This window comes from uncultured Sphingomonas sp. (genome assembly GCF_934560975.1).
Lineage (GTDB): Bacteria > Pseudomonadota > Alphaproteobacteria > Sphingomonadales > Sphingomonadaceae > Sphingomonas_I.
In genome coordinates, this window is the sequence record NZ_CAKTFO010000012.1 from 63,419 (window position 1) to 81,527 (window position 18,109).

Below are 18,109 nucleotides of genomic sequence, written 5' to 3' on the forward strand. Positions count from 1 at the left end.
CTATTCAGCCGATCGAAGGACGCGTGTGATGCGGGCTTCGATCGGGAGCCCCCCTTCGACACGCCATCCCGCCACGGGCTTGATGGCCGGATCGAACGAACGAGACAGAGGACATCCCATGCGCGCTGAAGCGCAAGCCTATATCGACCAGATCGACGCCGCTTTGGCCCTGGTCCGCCGCTTCCTGGATTGGGATCGCGCCGTGCGCCGGCTCGACGAGCTGAATGCGCGTGTCGAGGATCCCAAGCTGTGGGACGATCCCAAGCAGGCGCAGAGCGTGATGCAGGAGCGCCGCCGCCTGGACGAGGCGATCGCCGCCGTCACCACCATCGAAGGCGAGCGCAGCGACACGGTCGAATTGATGGAGATGGCGGAGGCGGAGGGTGACGAATCTCTCGTCGACGACGCGGTCAGCACCCTTGCCGAACTGTCCGCCCGCGCGGAGCGGGACAAGGTCAAGGCGCTGCTTGCCGGTGAGGCGGACTCGAACGACACTTATGTCGAGATCAACTCGGGCGCCGGCGGCACGGAGAGTCAGGATTGGGCCGAGATGCTGCAGCGCATGTATACGCGCTGGGCGGAACGGCGCGGGCTGAAGGTCGAGCTGGTCGATCACCATGCGGGCGAGCAGGCCGGCATCAAGTCCGCCACCCTGCTGGTCAAGGGCGAGAACGCCTATGGCTATGCCAAGACCGAAAGCGGCGTGCACCGGCTTGTGCGAATCAGTCCCTATGACAGTTCGGCGCGGCGACACACCAGCTTTTCCAGCGTCTGGGTCTATCCGGTGATCGACGACAATATCCAGGTCGAGATCAACGAGGGCGATCTGCGGATCGATACCTATCGCGCGTCGGGTGCCGGCGGCCAGCACATCAACACGACCGACTCGGCCGTGCGCATCACCCACCTGCCGACCGGCATCGTCGTGCAGTGCCAGAATCAGCGATCGCAGCACAAGAACAAGGCCGAGGCATATAACCAGCTTCGCGCCCGGCTGTACGAGCGTGAACTGGCGGAGCGGGAGGCGGTCGCCAATGCGCAGAACGCCACCAAGACCGAGATCGGCTGGGGCCACCAGATCCGCTCCTACGTCCTCCAGCCCTATCAGCTGGTGAAGGACCTGCGCACCGGCGTAACCTCTACCAGCCCGTCGGACGTGCTCGACGGCGATCTCGATCGCTTCATGGCCGCCGCCTTGTCGCAGCGGGTCACCGGCGAGACGGTCGAGGTCGAGGACGTCGAGTGAACAAGCGCGCCGTCCTGGCGGCGGCGCTGCTGCTGGCCGGCTGCGGGCAGGCCCCAGCCCCGAATGAGCCACGAACGCGATCCGGCTTCCCCAAGGCGGCGCGGATCGTGGCGCCGGTCGTATCGCCCGCATGGTCGACCGAACGTGCGCGCGACGATCGGCGGGAAGCGGATGCCGTGATGGAAGCCGCCGGGGTCAAGCCCGGCATGACGGTGGCCGACATCGGCGCGGGCGAAGGCTATTACACCATCCGCCTCGCCGCCAGGGTCGGTCCGACGGGCCGGGTGCTCGCCGAGGATATCGTACCCGCTTATCGCGATCGGCTGGCGGAGCGGATCTACCGCGAGCGGCTCGACAATGTGTCGGTGCGGCTGGGCAAGGTCGTCGATCCGCAACTGCCGGACAACAGTTTCGACCGCGTTTTCCTGGTCCACATGTACCACGAAATAGACCAGCCGTACGAGTTCCTGTGGCAGGTCCGTCCGTCGCTGCGGCGTGGCGGAATGGTGGTGGTGGTCGACGCGGACCGCCCCACGGCGCAGCATGGCACGCCGCCATCGCTGCTCGACTGCGAGTTCGCGTCGGCCGGCTATCGCCTGATACGCCGTACCGACATGCCGCAGGCGGGCGGCTATCTGGCTCTGTACGCACCGCATGGCGCCCGGCCGGAACCGCGCGCCATGCGGGCGTGTCACGCCTGACCGGCGCTTACTTGCCGCTAGCCAGGTCGACGCCGATGTAGCGCGCCGGCCCGGAGCCGCGCTGCACCAGCAGAAGCACCGTCTTGAGACCGCCCTTCTTGGCCGCATCCACCGCCTGTACTGCCTCCGCTACGGTCGTCACCGGCCGCTGCGAGATGGACAGGATGACGTCGCGCGGCTGGAGCCCCTTGGACCCCGCGTCGCTTGACGGATCGACGTTGGTGACGACCACGCCGCGCGTGCCCGGTTGCAGTTGCAGCTGCTGGGTGATCTGCGGCGTAAGCGTCTGCAACGACAGGCCGAGCGAACTGCGCAGGGTTTGCGGTGCCGGCTGACCGCTCGAGTCATCGGGGAGGTCGTTGTCCTCACCGCCATCGTTGACAGCGAGCTGCTCCTCTGGCGGACGCTCCGTCAGCACGGCCGTGACCGTCTGGCGCTGACCCTGCCGGAACAACTCAATCGGCACGCGCGCGCCAACCGGCAGGCCGGCCACGATGAACGACAAGGTATTCTCGGACGTGATTTCCTGATTGTTGACGCGCAGGATCACGTCACCCTGCTGCACCCCGGCACGGGCGGCGGGCTGGCCGGGCTCGATCCGGGCCACGATCTCGCCCCGATCCTTCGGCAGCTTCAGCGATGCCGCGATGTCGTCGGTCATCGGCTGGATCACCACGCCCAGATAGCCGCGACGGACGCGCTGGCCCTTCATCAGTTGCTGCACCACCGGCCGTGCCTGCTCCGCCGGAATGGCGAAGCCGATACCGACATTGCCGCCGGACGGCGAGTAGATGGCGGTGTTGATGCCGATCACATTGCCGTTGAGGTCGAACATCGGGCCGCCGGAATTGCCCTGGTTGATGGCGGCATCGGTCTGGATATAGCGATCATAGGCGCCGCCCTGACCGATGTTGCGGTGGATCGCGGAGACGATACCCGCCGTCACCGTGCCGCCCAGCGCGAAGGGATTGCCGATCGCCAGAACCCAGTCGCCGACGCGGGCGCGGGTGGAATCACCGAATTGCACGAACGGCAGGTTGGTGGCGTCGATCTTCAGCACCGCCAGATCCGACACCGGATCGCGGCCCACCACGCGGGCGGTATATTCCTTGCGATCCGCCAGCGTGACGGTGATCGCGGACACGGTCACCTTGGCGCGGCCGTTGGCCGGACCGCCGGAAATGACGTGGTTGTTGGTGACGATGTAGCCATCGGCCGAGATGACGAAGCCGGAGCCCAGCGACGTCGCCTCGCGCGTCACCGGCTGACCATTTTCGTTGGTCTGCCCGCCCCCGCCGAAGCGGCGGAAGAATTCGTCAAAGGGGGTGCCGGCGAACGGATTTTGCTGCTGCGGCAATTGCACCCGCTGGGTGGTGGAGATGTTCACTACCGCCGGCTGCAGCTTGGCCGTCAGGTCGGCAAAGCTCATCGGCGCGCCGCGCGGCGCCATGGATGCCATCTGCGACGGCGCATTTTGCGCCACCTGTGCGCCGAGCGGCTGCTGCAGCGCCACGGTGGCGGTTGCGCCACCGAGAAGCAGGGCTCCAGTTACGGCATAAGCATAGCGCACGAGCTTCAACTCCCGAGATGTGTCAAGCCGGATAGAAAGCCCGGCGCAGTTCCAGAACGGAGCAACGAAAATGCCGATCCACGGCTGAATGAGATTTGAATAAAATCAGGGCCGCCCCTGAAACTGGCGGAGATATTCATCGTCCGGCGACAGCAGGATGTTGGCGCTGCCCCGAGGGGTATTATCTTCGGTGCCGAAGGTCACCCGATAAGACTGCATGGCACGGTAAAAATCGTAGAAACCAGGATCCTTGCCGAAGCTGGCCGAATAGACCTTTGCCGCGGCGGCATCCGCTTCGCCCATGATGATCTGCGCCTCGCGCCGGCCCTCCGCCTCGATCGAGCGGGCTTCCTGCTGACGCGCGGTGCGCATCCGCTCAAACGCGCTCTGCAGCGGGGTGCCGTCGGGCAGGTCGGCGCGCTTGATCCGCACGTCCACGATCTCCGCCCCATATTGGGCGGCGACACGGGCGAGCGCATTCTGGATGTTGCCCATCACCGCGTCGCGCTCGGGCGTCAGCAGCGTGGCGAAGCGGCGCTTGCCCAGTTCGTTGCGCAAAGCCGACCCCAGGATCGGCTTCAGCGCGTCGCCGACCCGCCGCTCGCTGCCGGCCGACACGTACATCCGCACGGGATCCACCACGCGGTAACGGGCAAAGGCGTCCACCTCCAACCGCAGCTGGTCGGTGGACAGCACCGCCTGACGCTGCATGTCGAAATCGAGCACGCGCTTGTCGACCCACACCACCTGATCCACGAACGGGATACGATAGCCGAGCCCCGCGCCCGTGCGGCCGAACTCGGCGCGCCGGTCGTAGGCGTTCAGGATCTTCACCGGGTGTCCGAAGCGGATCACCAGCGCCTGCTTGGTTTCCGGCACCACCAGCAGCGCGCTGAGCGCCACCGCGAGCAGCACCAGCACCAGGCCGCCGGCCAGCAGCAGGTTGCGGCGGACGCCGTCCACGACGCTCATCGGCCACCCTCCTGCGCTCGCGCCGCCGCCGGCGCGGGGAGGTAGGGCACCACGTTGCGCGGTCCGACGATCGTCTTGTCGCTCTTGGCCAGCACCTTCTCCATCGTCTCGTAATACATGCGCCGGCGGGTCACGTCGGGCGCGAGCTTGTACTGCTCGTAAACCTTGTCGAACGCGGTTGCCTCGCCCTCCGCCTTGGCGGTCACCTGGGTCGCATAAGCGCGCGCCTGGTTGAGGTAGGATTGCGCGGTCTGCTGCGCGGCGGACACTTCCTTGAAAGCGTCCAGCACCTCCTGAGGCGGATCCGCCTGCTTGATCGCCACGCCCTGGATCACCACGCCGGCGCGGTAGCTGTCGAGCAGTTCCTGCGCGCGCTGCGCCACCCGCGCCTCGATCTGGCTGCGCCCCTGGCCGATGGCGTCGTTCAGCGTGACGCGGGCAATCGCCTCACGCATCGCGCTCTCCGCCACTTCCTTGATGGTGCCGTCCGGGTCCTGCAGCTCGAACAAATAGAGTTCCGGGTCGCGGATGCTCCACCGTACCGAATAGGCCAGGTTGATGATGTTCTCGTCGCCGGTCAGCATCAGGTTCTGGCCCGACGCCCCGTCCGATCCGGTGTCGATGTCGATCACGTGGATCGTGTCCACGTCGACCTTGGTCACCAAGTCCATCGGCGCCGGGAAGGTGAAGCCGAGGCCGGGCTGCAGCGTACCGACATATTTGCCGAGGCGGGTGATGACGCCGCGCTGCTGCGGACCGATCGTATGCGCGCTGGTGAAGATCACCCAGAGCAGGATCATGCCGATGATGGCCCAGCGCCACAGATTGCCGACTTCCAGATTCTGGGGTCCGTTGCCACCGAAACGCGCCCGCCCGCGCCGCAACAGCGCATCCAGCGCGGAAGGTCCGGCAGGGCGCCCCGGCGTCGGCCGCCACGGCTTTTTCGGCCCGTCGCCCGTGCCGCCCGATCCGCCCCATGGCCCGCTATCGTTCAGCGTCGCGCCCTTCGATCCATCCTGCATAGGATCTTTATAAGGCCGGCGGCGGGGAAAAACAGTGCCTCCCCCCGGCCGATCTCCTAAGGGGAGGCCATGCCCACGCATGAACAGCTTGCCGCCGCGCTCGACCGCGTCACCGATCCCGTTTCCGGCCGGGGCCTGATCGCTTCGGGCCGCGCCGCGCCGCCGCGTGGAGAGCGGACGGTGGACGTGGTGCTGGACGTGAGCGGTCTTGACGATCCCGCTCGCGCGCGCCTGGAAGCGGACGTGCGGGTAACCCTGGGCGCACTGCCCGGCGTGGAGGGCGTGCGGGTGGCGATGACGGCGCAACGGGCCGCCGCGCCGCGCCTGATCGCGGTCGCGAGCGGCAAGGGCGGCGTCGGCAAGTCCACCGTGGCCGCCAGCCTGGCGGTGGCGCTGGCCAAGCGCGGCATCAAGGTCGGCATGGTCGATGCCGACATTTACGGCCCGTCCCAACCCCGGTTGCTGGATGCCGATCGCAAGCCGGAGGCCGAAAGCAACAAACTGATCCCCGTTGACACGCGCCACGGCGTACCGACCCTGTCCATGGGCCAATTGGTCGCGCCGGGGCAGGCGATCGCATGGCGCGGCCCGATGGCGGGCAATGCCCTGACCCAGTTGGTCGATGCGCATTGGGGCGACACCCAGGCGCTGATCGTGGACATGCCGCCCGGCACCGGCGACGTGCAATTGTCCATGATCCAGAAGCATCGCCCGGCCGGCGCGGTGATTGTCTCCACGCCGCAGGACCTTGCCCTGATCGACGCCACCCGTGCGATCGACCTGTTCAACAAGGCCAATGTGCCGATCATCGGCCTCGTCGAGAATATGGCGGGCTATGCCTGTCCCAAATGCGGGGAGATTTCGGAGCCGTTCGGTCGCGGCGGCGCGGAGGCGGAGGCGGCGCGGCTCGGCATGCCTTTCCTGGGGCGCATCCCGCTGGCGATCGAGATCAGGACCGCCTCCGACGCGGGCCAGCCGGACATCGCACCGTTCGCCGCCGTGGCCGATGGCGTGGCGAACTGGCTGAACCGATAAGCGCGCCGGCGGTTATGCCTGCATGCCGCTGACCTCCCCCGACGCCATCAGGCAATTGCTGACCGAGACGCGGACGATCGCCTTGGTCGGCGCCTCCGACCGCCCCGACCGGCCCAGCTACGGCGTCATGCGCGTCCTGCAGGATTGGGGCTATCGCGTGCTGCCGGTGAACCCGCAGATTACGGGCGAGCATGTGCATGGCGAATATGTCTGGCGCGAACTGGCGCAGATCGGGGAGCCGATCGACATAGTGGACATATTCCGGCGACCGCAGGCGGCGGGCGAGGCGGTGGACGAAGCAATCCGGGTCGGCGCCAAAGCCGTATGGATGCAAATCGGCGTGATCAATCATGAGGCCGCCGCGCGGGCGGAAGCGGCCGGACTGAAGGTGGTGATGGACCGCTGCCCGGCCATCGACCTGCCCGGATTGGGCATTCCCAGGAAAGGTCAGACCCTGCCGAACGGGCTTTAACGAAAGCTGGCTGCGCTCGCCCCTTCGGCCAGTCGCGCTACGGCGGCGGTGTGAATGCCGGGCGCGCTGGCGAGAATGCCGAACGCCTCGCCCCTGCGGGAATTGAAGCTGAGCGGCACGCCCAACGCGTCGGTCACCACCGCACCCGCCTCCTCCGCGATCAGGGCGGCGGCGGCGATGTCCCATTCATTGCCCCAGCGTAAGGTCGCGCACAGGTCGGCCTCATCGTCCGCCACCATCGCCACGCGCAAGGCGATGGAGTTGGGACGCGGCACCGGCACCAGGTCCTGGTCCATTCCCCGCAGCGTGTCCGCCGGGATGCGCGCCCCAGGCAGCAACGTGCGCGACGATCCCTGCAATACCTGCCCGTTGAGAGTCGTGCCCTGCCCCGCGACAGCGCGCCACCGTTCGTTGCGGGCCGGCGCATCCAGCACCGCGATCACCGGCTCGCCCTGTTCGACCAGGGCGATCGAGATACACCAGCCGCGCAAACCGTTCAGGTAGTCGCGCGTCCCGTCGATCGGATCGACCACCCAGATCCGCCGCGAGCCGAGGCGGGCGGTGGTGTCGGCGGTTTCCTCCGACAGCCAGCCGGCGTCGGGGTCCAATGCCTTGAGGCGGGTCCGCAGCAGGAGATCGACGGCAAGGTCGATCTCGCATACCGGATGGCCCGGCACTTTCTCCCAGCGGCGATAGTCCGTGCGCCATCGGCTGAGCGCCAGCGCGCTGGCCTCCGCCGCGATTGCGGCAATGTCGTCGGCCAGCGCCTCAGGCACCCGCGATCATCATCCCGTCGATGCGGATCGTGGGCACATCCATCGCGCGCCGGAAGACCAGGTCGTCCGCCGGCGTCAGGTGCAGGAACATGTCCGCCAGATTGCCGGCGATGGTGATCTCCGCCACCGGCTCCGCCAGCTTGCCGTTGCGGATCGCGAAACCCGACGCGCCGCGACTATAATCGCCGGTGACGCCGTTCACGCCCTGACCGATCAACTCGGTCACATAGACGCCGAGCATGATGTCTCCGATCAGGTCCTGGACGCTCACGCCGCCCGCCTGCAGGAACAGGTTGCTGGTGCCCGCGCCGGGCGCGCCGCTGCCGCCGCGCGCGGCATGGCCGGTCGGCGCTTCCCCCAATTGCCGGGCCGAGGCGCTGTCGAGCAGCCAGGTGGTGAGAACACCGTCCTCGATGATATCCGTCGGTGCGGTCGGCAGCCCCTCGCCATCGAAGGCGCGGCTGCGCAGCCCCCTGATCCGATGCGGATCGTCGCGGACGGTAATGCCGGGCGCAAAGATGCGCTCGCCCCGCTTGCCGAGCAGGAAGCTGGTCTTGCGTGCGATGGCGGCGCCCGTGATCGCACCCGCCAGATGGCCGAGCAGGCTGGTGCCGACGCGCGGATCGTAGACGACCGGCATGGCGCCGGAGGCCAGCTTGCCCGGATTGACCCGCGCGACGGCCCGTTCGCCGGCACGGTGGCCGATCGCCCGCGCATCCTCCAGATCCGCGAAGTGCCGTGCCGAGTGATAGGCATAATCGCGCTGCATCACGGAGCCCTCGCCCGCGATCACGCTGGCCGAGCAGCCATAGCCGGAGGACTGGTAGCCGCGCGCAAACCCGGTGGACGTCGCCAACGCCATCAGCGTCCGGCCGGCACTGGCGCCCGCCCCCTCGCTGTTGGTGACGCCTGCGATCGCACGCGCGGCCTCCTCGGCGCCGAGGGCCAGATCCTTGAGCACGCCCGGCGCCGGATCCTGACCGTCATCGGGATCGATCGCCACCGGCTCGCCGGTCAGCAGGCGGTCGGCGGGGGCAAGGCCGGCATAATCATCCTCTGGCGCCTCGCGGGCCATGGCAACGGCACGCTCCACCAGCGCGCCCAGCGCCTCCGTCGACAGATCGGACGACGACACGCTCGCGGATCGCTTGCCCACGAACAGGCGCAGTCCGATTTCCTCGCCTTCGGAGCGGCCAACATCCTCCAGCGCACCGAGCCGCACCTGCACCTCGGTAGAGCTGCTGCCATAATATACGGCATCGGCGGCATCGGCGCCCGCACGGCGGGCGGCGGCGATCAGGTCTGCGACCTTGTTCTCGGCATCGGCAACGGACAGCATGTGCGGCACTTAGGAGCGCGACCCGCCCCCGCAAAGCCCTTTCGCGCAATCAATGCGAGGCGCTGCCCACCGCCAGGCAGGCGAGGAACATCAGCAGGCCCGCAAAGCGGTTGGCGCGAAACCGACGCAGTGCATCCGCCGGTGCATCCGGATGGAGCCCCAGCACCTGCCAGCCGAGATGCGCCGCAACCGGCAGCAACGCCGCCAGCGCTAGCGGATCGGGCCGCACCCGCCACAGCGCGCAACCCCATAGCAGGACCGCGCCGGCATAAAGCAGGGCCACGCCACCCTTCGCATGGCTGCCGAGCGCGCGGGCCGAGGACTTGACGCCGGCCAGTGCATCATCCTCCACATCCTGCAGGGCGTAGATCGTATCATAGCCGATCACCCACAGCACCGACCCGGCATAGAGCCACCACAAGGCAGGAGCGGTGTGGCCCGTGGCTGCCGGCCAGCCGACCAGCGCCGCCCAGGAAAAGACCAGCCCCAGCCATGCCTGCGGCCACCAGGTGATCCGCTTCATGAAGGGGTAGGCCGCGACAAGACCCAGGCTGACGAGCGCGATTCCCTGTGCCAGGCCGGGCAATTGCAGCAGCACGACCAGCCCGATCAGGCTGAGCCCCATCAGGAAGGCCCAGGCCGTCTTCAGCGACACGCGCCCGCTCGCCAGCGGCCGCTCGCGCGTGCGGGCCACGCGAGCATCCAGGTCGCGATCGACAATGTCGTTATATACGCAGCCCGCCCCCCGCATCGCGATCGCGCCAAGGGCGAACCACAGGATCAGGTCCCACCGCGCCACCGCCCGTCCCGCCAAGGCAGTGGCCCAGGCACCGGGCCAGAAGAGCAGCCAGGCACCGATCGGGCGATCCAGGCGGGCGAGCTGCGCCAGGTCGCGGGTCAGCGGGGACAATCGGGCGACGGTGCCGCCATGCTCGGTGTCGGGAACGATAGGCGCTGCCATCCGCCTGCCCTATAGGCTCCGCATGGTTGACGCCACCACCTCGTCCCGCGCCGTTCGCGCGATCCATCCCGCGCTGCGCGACGACATTGCCGATCTGGTGACGCGACGCCCGCTTCCAGGCCCGCATCTGCCGGCGCTCAATCCGTTCCTGTTCCTCAATCACCATGGGCCGCAGACCTACCCGCCCGGCAATCGCGGCCTCCCTTTCGGCCCGCATCCCCATCGCGGGTTCGAAACGGTCACCTTCATCCTGGAGGGCGAACTGTCCCACCTCGACACGGGAGGGCACGAGAGCATCATCGGCCCTGGCGGCGTGCAGTGGATGACGGCCGGGCGCGGACTGGTCCATGCCGAGCTTTCGCCCGAACGCTTCAAGCAGAGCGGCGGCCCGCTCGAAATCCTGCAACTCTGGGTCAACCTGCCCGCCCGCCTGAAGATGACCACGCCCGCCTATGTCGGGCTGCAAAGGGCCGACATTCCGGTGATCCAGCGGGAGGACGCACGCATCGCGCTCGTTTCCGGCGACCTGGACGGGCGAACCGGGCCGTTCGCGTCGCTGACCGGCGTGTCCATGATGACGGTCGCCCTTGATGCGGGCGGCCGCGTCCACCTGCCTGCGCCCCGTGGTCGGACGATATTCTGCTACGTGGTTCGGGGCACCGCGACCATCGCCGGCACGCCGGTCGCCGCCTTCAACCTCGCGGAACTCGGCAGCGGCGAGGCGATAGAGGTCGCAAGCGACGGTGGCGCCCTTTTGCTGTTCGGCCATGCCGATCCGATCGGGGAACCGATCGTGGCGCGCGGCCCCTTCGTCATGAACAGCGAGGCGGAGATCATGCAGGCCGTGCGCGACTACCAGGCCGGCCTGTTCGGCAGCTTTTCGTGAGCAGCGTCAGGCCCGCGACCCCCGCCTGGCCGCCCGCCAGCACGCCGCGCCTGTTCGTGGACCGACCGCTTGGCCCCGGCATGACGCTGAGCCTCGACGGACCACCCGCCAATTACCTCGCCAACGTCATGCGGCTGCAGCCAGGTGATGTGGTGCGCCTGTTCGACGATCGCACCGGTGAATGGTTGGCGGAGCTGCGCGACTTAACGAAGCGCGCGGTCCACCTGACCATCCGCGAGCCATTGCGCGAGCGGGAGGCCGTGCCCGACCTGTGGCTGCTGTTCGCACCGATCAAGAAGGGGCCGATCGACTGGCTGGTCGAAAAGGCGACCGAGCTCGGCATCGGTCGCCTCCAGCCCGTCATCACCCAGCGCACGGTGGTGGACCGCCTCAATCTCGATCGGCTGCGGGCACATACGATCGAGGCTGCCGAGCAATGCGACCGCACCGCCCTCCCCGACCTGGCCGAGCCGGTGAAGCTTGCCGCACTGCTGAAAGGCTGGACGGCGGATCGCGCTCTGCTGTTCGCGGACGAGACCGGCGGCCTGCCCTTGGCGCAGGCCGCGACACCCGGTCCGGCCGCAATCCTGATCGGGCCGGAAGGCGGCTTCACCCCGGACGAACGCGCGATGATTCGCGCCGTCCCGGGTGCCTCCGGCGTCTCGCTTGGTCCCCGCATCCTGCGCGCCGAAACGGCGGCGGCGGCGGCAATCGCATGCTGGATGTCGATCGCGGGCGACTGGCGCTAGCTTAGCGCGCGTCAGCCCGCTATCTGCGCGCACCATGACAACGCGCACGGCAGAGGCCGGCCCTGACCCGCTTATCGAAAGCCGCGCCGACCTGATCGGCGTCTTTGCCCGTGGCGAAAAGCCCAGGGACCGGTGGCGAATCGGGACGGAGCATGAAAAGTTCGTCTATGCCGTCGGGGATCATCACGCCCCCTCCTATGAGGAGAAAGGCGGCATCCATGCCCTGCTGATCGGCCTGACCAAATTCGGGTGGGAGCCGGTCTATGAAGGCGAGAACATCATTGCCCTCAGCGGCCCCGATGGTGCCGTCAGCCTGGAGCCGGCGGGCCAGTTCGAACTGTCCGGCGCGCCGCTCGACAATCTGCATCAGACCTGCGCGGAGACCGGACGCCACCTCGCCCAGGTGAAGGAGATTGGCGAAAAGCTCGGCATGGGCTTCCTCGGCATGGGCTTCTGGCCGGACAAGACCCGTGGCGACCTGCCGATCATGCCCAAGGGCCGTTACGACATCATGCTGCGGCACATGCCGCGGGTGGGCGACCTCGGCCTCGACATGATGCTGCGCACCTGCACCATCCAGACCAACCTCGATTATGCGAGCGAGGCGGACATGGTGAAGAAGTTCCGCGTCAGCCTGGCCTTGCAGCCGCTCGCCACCGCGCTGTTCGCCAACTCCCCCTTTACCGAAGCCAAGCCGAACGGCTTCCTGTCCTATCGCAGCCATATCTGGACCGATACCGATCCGGCCCGCACCGGCATGCTGCCGTTCGTATTCGAGGACGGGTTCGGATATGAACGCTATGCCGATTACATGCTCAATGTGCCGATGTATTTCGTATTCCGCGATGGGCGCTACATCGATGCGGCCGGCCTGGATTTCCGCGACTTCATCGACGGCAAGCTGGCGGTTCTGCCGGGGGAGCGCCCACGCGTCGGCGATTGGGTCGACCATCTCTCCACCGCATTCCCCGAAGTGCGCCTGAAGAGCTTCCTCGAAATGCGCGGGGCTGATGGCGGCCCTTGGAACCGGATCTGCGCACTGCCCGCCTTGTGGGTGGGCCTGCTTTACGACGATCAGGCGCTGGACGCCGCCTGGGACGAGGTCAAGCATTGGACGATCGAGGATCATCACCGCATCCGTGCGCACGTGCCGCGTCTCGCGCTCGCCACCAAGGGGCCGCGCGGGCGGAGCCTGCGGGAACTGGGACAGCGCATCCTCGACATTGCCCATGCCGGGCTTGCCGCGCGCAAGCGTCTCAACGCTGCGGGCGATGACGAAACCGGCTTCCTCGATCCGTTGCGTGAGATCGTCGCTAGCGGCAAGGTGCCGGCCGAGCGCCTGCTCGACCTCTACCATGGCGCATGGGGCGGAGACATGTCGCGCATCTATGGCGAGATGAGCTTCTGACCGTGTCGCCACGGGCGCGCGCCGCCGCTCGCCCACAATATGGTGAACGATGGCGGGGCGTCGCAACCGCCTTGACAGACACCGAACCGGCTACCACGACAAAGTTGCTGCACTGCAAAAGGAGCAAAGTGCGTTGACGATCAATGTCGCCGTCATCGGCCTCGGCAAAATGGGCCTGTCCCACCTGGCGATGATCAACGCCCTTGAGGATTTCCGCGTTGTCGCAATCTGCGACAGCGCCGCCATGGTCGGCGGGGTGATCGAGAAATACGGTCACCTCAAGTATATCGCCGATTTCGACGCGGTGCTCGCGCTCCCGGACCTGGATGCGATCGTGATCGCGACGCCCACCACCACCCACGAGCCGATGGTGCGCAAGGCGCTCGATCGCGGGCTGCACGTTTTCTGCGAGAAGCCGCTGACCCTGTCTTCGGCCGAGAGCGCGTCCTTGGCCGCGCTGGCGGAGAGCAAGGGCCTGATCGCGCAGGTCGGCTATCACAACCGCTTCATCGGCACCTTCAACGAGGTAAAGCGCCTGCTCGATTCCGGCGCTCTCGGCCGCATCAGCCATGTCCAGGCGGAGGCTTATGGCCCGGTCGTGCTGCGTCCGACCAAGCCGACCTGGCGTGGCAAGGCCGGTAACGGCGGCGGCTGCTTGTACGATTATGCGGCTCACCCGCTCAACCTGGTGAACTGGTATTTCGGCCGTCCTGAAGGATGCAGCGGCGCCGTGCTCAAGAGCACCTTCTCGGCGGAAGTCGATGACGAGGTCTATGCCAATCTGGGCTTCGGCAACGGCGTCACCGGCCAATTGTCGGTGAACTGGTCGGACGCCTCGGTCCGCAAGATGACCACCCGCATCTCCATCTGGGGCGAAGGCGGCAAGGTCTATGCCGACCGTCAGGAAATCCAGGTTTTCCTGACGGGCACCACGCCCGTGCCGCAGGGTTATGAGGAAGGATGGACGGTCAAGTACATCACCGACCTGACACCTCCGGTCAGCTTCTATCTGCGTGGCGAGGAATATACCGCGCAGTTGGAGGCGTTCGGCCGCGCGATCAAGAACAAGCAGCAGGGTGAGAACGGCTTCGCTTCCTCCGCCGACACCGACGCGACGATCGAGATGATCCGCGCCGCGGCGGCGGCAGGCGGCAGTGCCGGCACCATCACGACGCCGGCGCAGGAGCGCAAGGGCGGCATTCTCTCGCGCGTACTGGGTCGCTGATGGAGAAGACCCGCCAGGTTACCCGCGCCGGCTTCGCGCCATGGCAGCGTTCGCGCCTGATGAATGCGTGGGTCGACAGCCTCACCATCCCGGAGATTGTGGAGCGGCTGGACGAGGGCACGCTCTTCACGCTCAACCCCGACCATATGTACCATCTTCAGCGGAATCCCGATTTCGCGGAAGCCTATCGCCACGCGACCATAGTCTCGTCTGACAGCAAATATGTCTATTGGTCGCTCGGGCTGATCGGGCGGAACATCAAGCAGAAGTCGTCGGGTTCGGACATCGTGCCGGCTTACTGGCAGCACCATGCCAACAATCCGGACGTTAGCATTTTCTTCCTCGGCGCGAAGCCGGGCGTGGCGCAGATGGCGCGTGAACGGATCAACGGCATCGTCGGCCGGCAGATCGTGGTCGGCGCGCACGGGCCGTCGTTCAATTTCGTCAACGATGCCAAGGAAATCGACGAGGTGATCGCCATGATCAACGCGTCGGGCGCGACCTGCCTGATCGTTGGCCTTGGCGCGCCCAAGCAGGAGATCTGGATCGATCGCAATCGCCACCGCATGCCCAAGGTGAAGGTCTATATGGGCGTGGGCGCGACCATCGATTACGAAGCGGAAGCGGTCAAGCGCGCGCCGGGCTGGATGGCGCGTAACGGCCTGGAATGGGTGTACCGCATGACCACCGAGCCGCGGCGTTACTGGCGCCGCTATTTCCGCACCTTGGATTTCTTCTGGCTCGTGCTGAAGGATCGCCTGGGACTGTACCGCCCCCCGGCCTTTCCCTCGCCTGGCAACTCCCCCGAACCGTCGGGTGATCCGCGCGTCGCGCGTCTCACCGGCCAGTCCTAACGCATCGCTCCATCGAGGATTACATGGAACGCATTCTCTTCGGCGATAATCAGTTCTTCGGCGTGAACCACATGTCGGAGGAAAAGGCGCGGCAGCAGGCCATGCGGTTCCAGTCGATCGACGCGATCGTCGACGTGCTGCAATCGGCTCTGCATGCAGGCGCCGGCGGCTTCATGTGCACGACGCATGACAAGATCGAGAAGATTGCCGACGACGTGCGCGCGCATCCGGAAAAGTGGGAGGGCTTCACCTTCTATCCCGGCATGCCCTACGCCCACAAATATGCCAATGCCGTTACCGAGCTCGGCTATTTCGACGCGCTGCGCAAGTTCCTGCCCAAGGAAGGGTTGGTCGATACCGTCCTGCGCGGATCCAAGGCGGTCCTGAACAAGGACATCGAAAGCATGATGACCCTGCTGGTCGATGCCGAGATGAAGATGTTCCGGGACCTCAATACCCCCGTCATCTTCCTGCAAAATGTGGTCTGCGACCTGATCCAGGGCCTGGGTTTCGTCGACGCCTTCCGCATCTTCTCGGACCATGTCCGCAAGCGTTACAATGCGGAGGCGGGCTTCATCACCATGAACCTGCCCAAGCTGCTGCCGATGCTGAAGGATGCCGGGATCGACAATCCGATCGTGTGCGCCAACGTCAACAAGATCGCGTTTCGCATGTCCGGCGGCATCGACGGCTATCGCGAAGCGACCCGCAAGATCCCGGCGCGCGTGATTGCCATGTCGGTGCTCGCTTCGGGCGGCATCCGCCCGCGCGAGGCGATCGAGTGGGTGGTGAACGAGCCTTATGTGAAAAGCATCCTGTTCGGCGCCTCCAGCGAGGCCAATATCGTCAACACGGTGGAGCTGATCCACGAGGCCGATGCCGCCAAGGGCAAGGTCTACGCCTGACCCCCCCTCGTCGCATCACCGGCGCACAAACAGAAAGGGCTCCGCCGCGGCGGAGCCCTTTCTCGTTCCGGCTGGCCGGCGGGCGGATCGCTTAGCGGCGATCGCCCATGAAGCGCAGCAGGAACAGGAACATGTTGATGAAGTCGAGGTAGAGGGTCAGCGCACCCATCACCACCGACTTGCCGACGAAGCTGGTGCCCTGCACCTGGAAGTACATGCTCTTGATGCGCTGCGTGTCATAGGCGGTCAGGCCGGCGAACAGCAGCACGCCGAGGATGCTGATCACCAGTGCGAGGCCGCTCGACTGGAAGAACATGTTGAGCAGGCTCGCAACGAGGATTCCGACCACGCCCATGATCAGGAAGCTGCCAAAGCCCGACAGGTCACGCTTGGTCGTGTAGCCATAGAGGCTCAGCCCACCGAACGCAGCGGCGCTGGCGAAGAAAGTCTGCGCAACCGACGTGCCGGTATAGACCAGCAGGATCGTCGACAGTGACAGCCCCATCAATACGGCATAGCCCCAGAAGATCGCCTTGGCGGCGCCGTCGCTCAGCCGATTGATGCCGAAGCTCAGCCACATGACCAGGCCGATCGGCGCCAGCATCACCACCCAGCCCAGCCCCGACGGGCGGCCTTCAGGCGAGAAAAGCAGGCTCATATAGGGGCTGTTGGCGAACAGCAGCGCAACGATGCCAGTCAGCAGCACGCCGGACGCCATGTAATTGTAGACCGAAAGCATGTAGGACCGCAGACCCGCGTCGTGCGCCGCAGCGCGCGCGCCGGTGGGTGCGGCAGCAGCGGAGGTCGTCCAGGGGTCGGACCAGTTTGCCATGTGAATACGCTCCTTTCGCGCCACGATGCGCGCTGCCGCGAATATCGGCGTGCGCGGAAACCTTTTCAAGCGGCAGTCGCCGCGTGCGACGGGGCGCTTCGGTCTTTGGCGCGCGGAGACATGTTAAAATACAAAGGACGTGAGAGGAGCTGAGGATCGTGCACCGCCTGTTTGTCGCCCTGCGCCTCTCCGCCGGTCAGCGAGCCATGTTGTCGCGGGCCATGGCGCACGTGCCGGCAATCCGCTGGCAACCGGAAGACTAACTGCACCTGACCTTGCGCTTCATCGGTGAGGTTGAGCGTTCCCAGGCGGAGGAGATCGCCGCTTCGTTGTTCGCGGTCACCGCGCCGCAACCGTCGCTGGCCTTGGCGGGCACCGGTACGTTTGATCACCGTGGCGTGGTTCATACATTGTGGGCCGGGGTTGCCGCCAATCGGGAACTCACGACATTGCGCGGCAACGTGGAGCGAGCGCGCGCTGGTACGGGCCGGCATTCCACCCGAAGCGCGCTTTCAAGCCACACATCACCCTTGCTCGCTTCAACCGCCGGGCGGGCGCGCCGCCGCTGTCGTTGGATCACCTCGCCGGGGTGAGCAGTCTGCCGGAACCTGTCGGCTATTTCCTGTTGTTCGAAAGTCACCTCACGCCACAGGGCGCGCATCACGAGGTCATCCACCATTACCCTTTATCCCGGTAGGACAGTCTCGCGATCCCGCGGCGTGCTTGTGCTCCGGCCAAAGCGGAGGTTGGCCATCGAACCGGTTTCGTTGGTGCCGGACTTCCCGCTTCGTCGAGGGAGGGTGCCCGATCGGAACAGGATAGGATCCAGGAGAGCCCCTTCGCTTACGAGGACGTGCGCAGTCACGGCATCCAGGAAGCCGGCGCCCGTCAGAGGCTTAGCCCGACGTTTATCCCGATGGCATTCCGACAGCCATCAACGCGGCCATTACACTAGATCGCTCGGCTGAGCCCGAGTCGCTGCGCTTGTACTGCACAGGCCTATCATCACGGAAAGATCGGGTGTGTGGCGACCGCCGGGACACTGCTGTGACCATGCCGGCGTAGGTGCGGCTGCCAAACGGGCAGCGGGCAGCGGGCAGCGGGCAGCGGGCAGCGGGCAGCGGGCAGCGGGCAGCGGGCAGCGGGCAGCGGGCAG

The 18,109-nt window shown here is 66.5% G+C and carries 19 protein-coding genes; 11 read left to right on the top strand and 8 right to left on the bottom strand.

Annotation, left to right across the window (positions count from 1 at the left end; translation table 11 throughout):
- The first annotated feature begins 118 nt into the window (after positions 1-118).
- Positions 119-1,246 carry a peptide chain release factor 2 gene (gene prfB, locus Q0D93_RS09385; RefSeq protein WP_294393239.1) on the top strand — a complete coding sequence of 376 codons (1,128 nt, stop codon included), beginning with the start codon at positions 119-121 and terminating at the stop codon, positions 1,244-1,246.
- Positions 1,243-1,947 carry a methyltransferase domain-containing protein gene (locus Q0D93_RS09390; RefSeq protein ID WP_294393240.1) on the top strand — a complete coding sequence of 235 codons (705 nt, stop codon included), beginning with the start codon at positions 1,243-1,245 and terminating at the stop codon, positions 1,945-1,947. The genes prfB and Q0D93_RS09390 overlap by 4 nt, the downstream gene beginning before the upstream one ends.
- A gap of 7 nt (positions 1,948-1,954) precedes the next feature.
- Here Q0D93_RS09390 and Q0D93_RS09395 read toward each other — a convergent pair whose 3' ends face one another.
- The 3 genes from Q0D93_RS09395 to hflK form a co-directional block, all read right to left on the bottom strand.
- Complete coding sequence (locus tag Q0D93_RS09395; protein WP_294393241.1) at positions 1,955-3,517, bottom strand: DegQ family serine endoprotease; 1,563 nt, start codon at positions 3,515-3,517, stop codon at positions 1,955-1,957.
- Between the two features lie 105 nt (positions 3,518-3,622).
- Positions 3,623-4,489 carry a protease modulator HflC gene (locus Q0D93_RS09400; RefSeq protein WP_294393242.1) on the bottom strand — a complete coding sequence of 289 codons (867 nt, stop codon included), beginning with the start codon at positions 4,487-4,489 and terminating at the stop codon, positions 3,623-3,625.
- Positions 4,486-5,511, bottom strand: a complete 1,026-nt coding sequence (gene hflK, locus Q0D93_RS09405) for an FtsH protease activity modulator HflK (protein ID WP_294393243.1) — start codon at positions 5,509-5,511, stop codon at positions 4,486-4,488. The genes Q0D93_RS09400 and hflK overlap by 4 nt, the downstream gene beginning before the upstream one ends.
- A gap of 69 nt (positions 5,512-5,580) precedes the next feature.
- Here hflK and Q0D93_RS09410 point away from each other — a divergent pair, with 69 nt between their 5' ends.
- Together Q0D93_RS09410 and Q0D93_RS09415 are read left to right on the top strand one after the other, a co-directional pair.
- A complete protein-coding gene (locus Q0D93_RS09410) occupies positions 5,581-6,546 on the top strand; it encodes an Mrp/NBP35 family ATP-binding protein (protein WP_294393244.1) in 966 nt (321 codons plus the stop codon).
- A 22-nt stretch (positions 6,547-6,568) separates the two neighbouring features.
- Positions 6,569-7,018, top strand: a complete 450-nt coding sequence (locus tag Q0D93_RS09415) for a CoA-binding protein (protein WP_294393245.1) — start codon at positions 6,569-6,571, stop codon at positions 7,016-7,018.
- On the opposite strand, the gene Q0D93_RS09420 is transcribed toward Q0D93_RS09415, so the two are convergent.
- Genes Q0D93_RS09420 through ubiA form a run of 3 tightly spaced genes read right to left on the bottom strand, consistent with a single transcriptional unit; the run spans position 7,015 to position 10,094 of the window.
- The gene (locus Q0D93_RS09420) at positions 7,015-7,794 is read right to left on the bottom strand and encodes an inositol monophosphatase family protein (protein ID WP_294393246.1); all 780 of its coding nucleotides are present in this window, start codon (positions 7,792-7,794) and stop codon (positions 7,015-7,017) included. The two genes, Q0D93_RS09415 and Q0D93_RS09420, sit on opposite strands and share 4 nt — an antisense overlap.
- Positions 7,787-9,133 (bottom strand): TldD/PmbA family protein, encoded by a 1,347-nt coding sequence (locus Q0D93_RS09425; protein WP_294393247.1) that lies wholly within the window; start codon positions 9,131-9,133, stop codon positions 7,787-7,789. Before Q0D93_RS09425 ends, Q0D93_RS09420 begins: the two co-directional genes overlap by 8 nt.
- A gap of 49 nt (positions 9,134-9,182) precedes the next feature.
- Positions 9,183-10,094, bottom strand: coding sequence for a 4-hydroxybenzoate octaprenyltransferase (gene ubiA / locus Q0D93_RS09430; RefSeq protein WP_294393248.1), 912 nt, complete (start codon positions 10,092-10,094; stop codon positions 9,183-9,185).
- A 22-nt stretch (positions 10,095-10,116) separates the two neighbouring features.
- On the opposite strand from ubiA, the gene Q0D93_RS09435 reads away from it, so the two are divergent.
- The 6 genes from Q0D93_RS09435 to Q0D93_RS09460 all read left to right on the top strand — a co-directional run bounded on the left by Q0D93_RS09435 (position 10,117) and on the right by Q0D93_RS09460 (position 16,121).
- On the top strand, positions 10,117-10,980 hold the full coding sequence (locus tag Q0D93_RS09435) for a pirin family protein (RefSeq protein ID WP_294393249.1): 864 nt from the start codon (positions 10,117-10,119) through the stop codon (positions 10,978-10,980).
- On the top strand, positions 10,977-11,729 hold the full coding sequence (locus Q0D93_RS09440; protein ID WP_294393251.1) for a 16S rRNA (uracil(1498)-N(3))-methyltransferase: 753 nt from the start codon (positions 10,977-10,979) through the stop codon (positions 11,727-11,729). Before Q0D93_RS09435 ends, Q0D93_RS09440 begins: the two co-directional genes overlap by 4 nt.
- Positions 11,730-11,763: 34 nt before the next feature.
- Positions 11,764-13,137 carry a glutamate--cysteine ligase gene (locus Q0D93_RS09445; RefSeq protein WP_294393252.1) on the top strand — a complete coding sequence of 458 codons (1,374 nt, stop codon included), beginning with the start codon at positions 11,764-11,766 and terminating at the stop codon, positions 13,135-13,137.
- A gap of 133 nt (positions 13,138-13,270) precedes the next feature.
- Positions 13,271-14,362 (top strand): Gfo/Idh/MocA family oxidoreductase, encoded by a 1,092-nt coding sequence (locus tag Q0D93_RS09450; RefSeq protein WP_294393254.1) that lies wholly within the window; start codon positions 13,271-13,273, stop codon positions 14,360-14,362.
- Complete coding sequence (locus Q0D93_RS09455; RefSeq protein ID WP_294393255.1) at positions 14,362-15,216, top strand: WecB/TagA/CpsF family glycosyltransferase; 855 nt, start codon at positions 14,362-14,364, stop codon at positions 15,214-15,216. Before Q0D93_RS09450 ends, Q0D93_RS09455 begins: the two co-directional genes overlap by 1 nt.
- 23 nt (positions 15,217-15,239) lie before the next feature.
- Positions 15,240-16,121, top strand: a complete 882-nt coding sequence (locus Q0D93_RS09460) for a hypothetical protein (protein WP_294393257.1) — start codon at positions 15,240-15,242, stop codon at positions 16,119-16,121.
- 91 nt (positions 16,122-16,212) lie between these two features.
- Here Q0D93_RS09460 and Q0D93_RS09465 read toward each other — a convergent pair whose 3' ends face one another.
- Both Q0D93_RS09465 and Q0D93_RS09470 read right to left on the bottom strand, forming a co-directional pair.
- Complete coding sequence (locus Q0D93_RS09465) at positions 16,213-16,953, bottom strand: Bax inhibitor-1/YccA family protein (RefSeq protein WP_294393259.1); 741 nt, start codon at positions 16,951-16,953, stop codon at positions 16,213-16,215.
- A gap of 65 nt (positions 16,954-17,018) precedes the next feature.
- On the bottom strand, positions 17,019-17,360 hold the full coding sequence (locus Q0D93_RS09470) for a hypothetical protein (RefSeq protein WP_294393271.1): 342 nt from the start codon (positions 17,358-17,360) through the stop codon (positions 17,019-17,021).
- Here Q0D93_RS09470 and Q0D93_RS09475 point away from each other — a divergent pair.
- Positions 17,271-17,546: a hypothetical protein gene (locus Q0D93_RS09475; RefSeq protein ID WP_294393266.1), complete on the top strand. Its 276-nt coding sequence runs from the start codon at positions 17,271-17,273 to the stop codon at positions 17,544-17,546. The two genes, Q0D93_RS09470 and Q0D93_RS09475, sit on opposite strands and share 90 nt — an antisense overlap.
- The last annotated feature ends 563 nt before the right edge of the window (positions 17,547-18,109 follow it).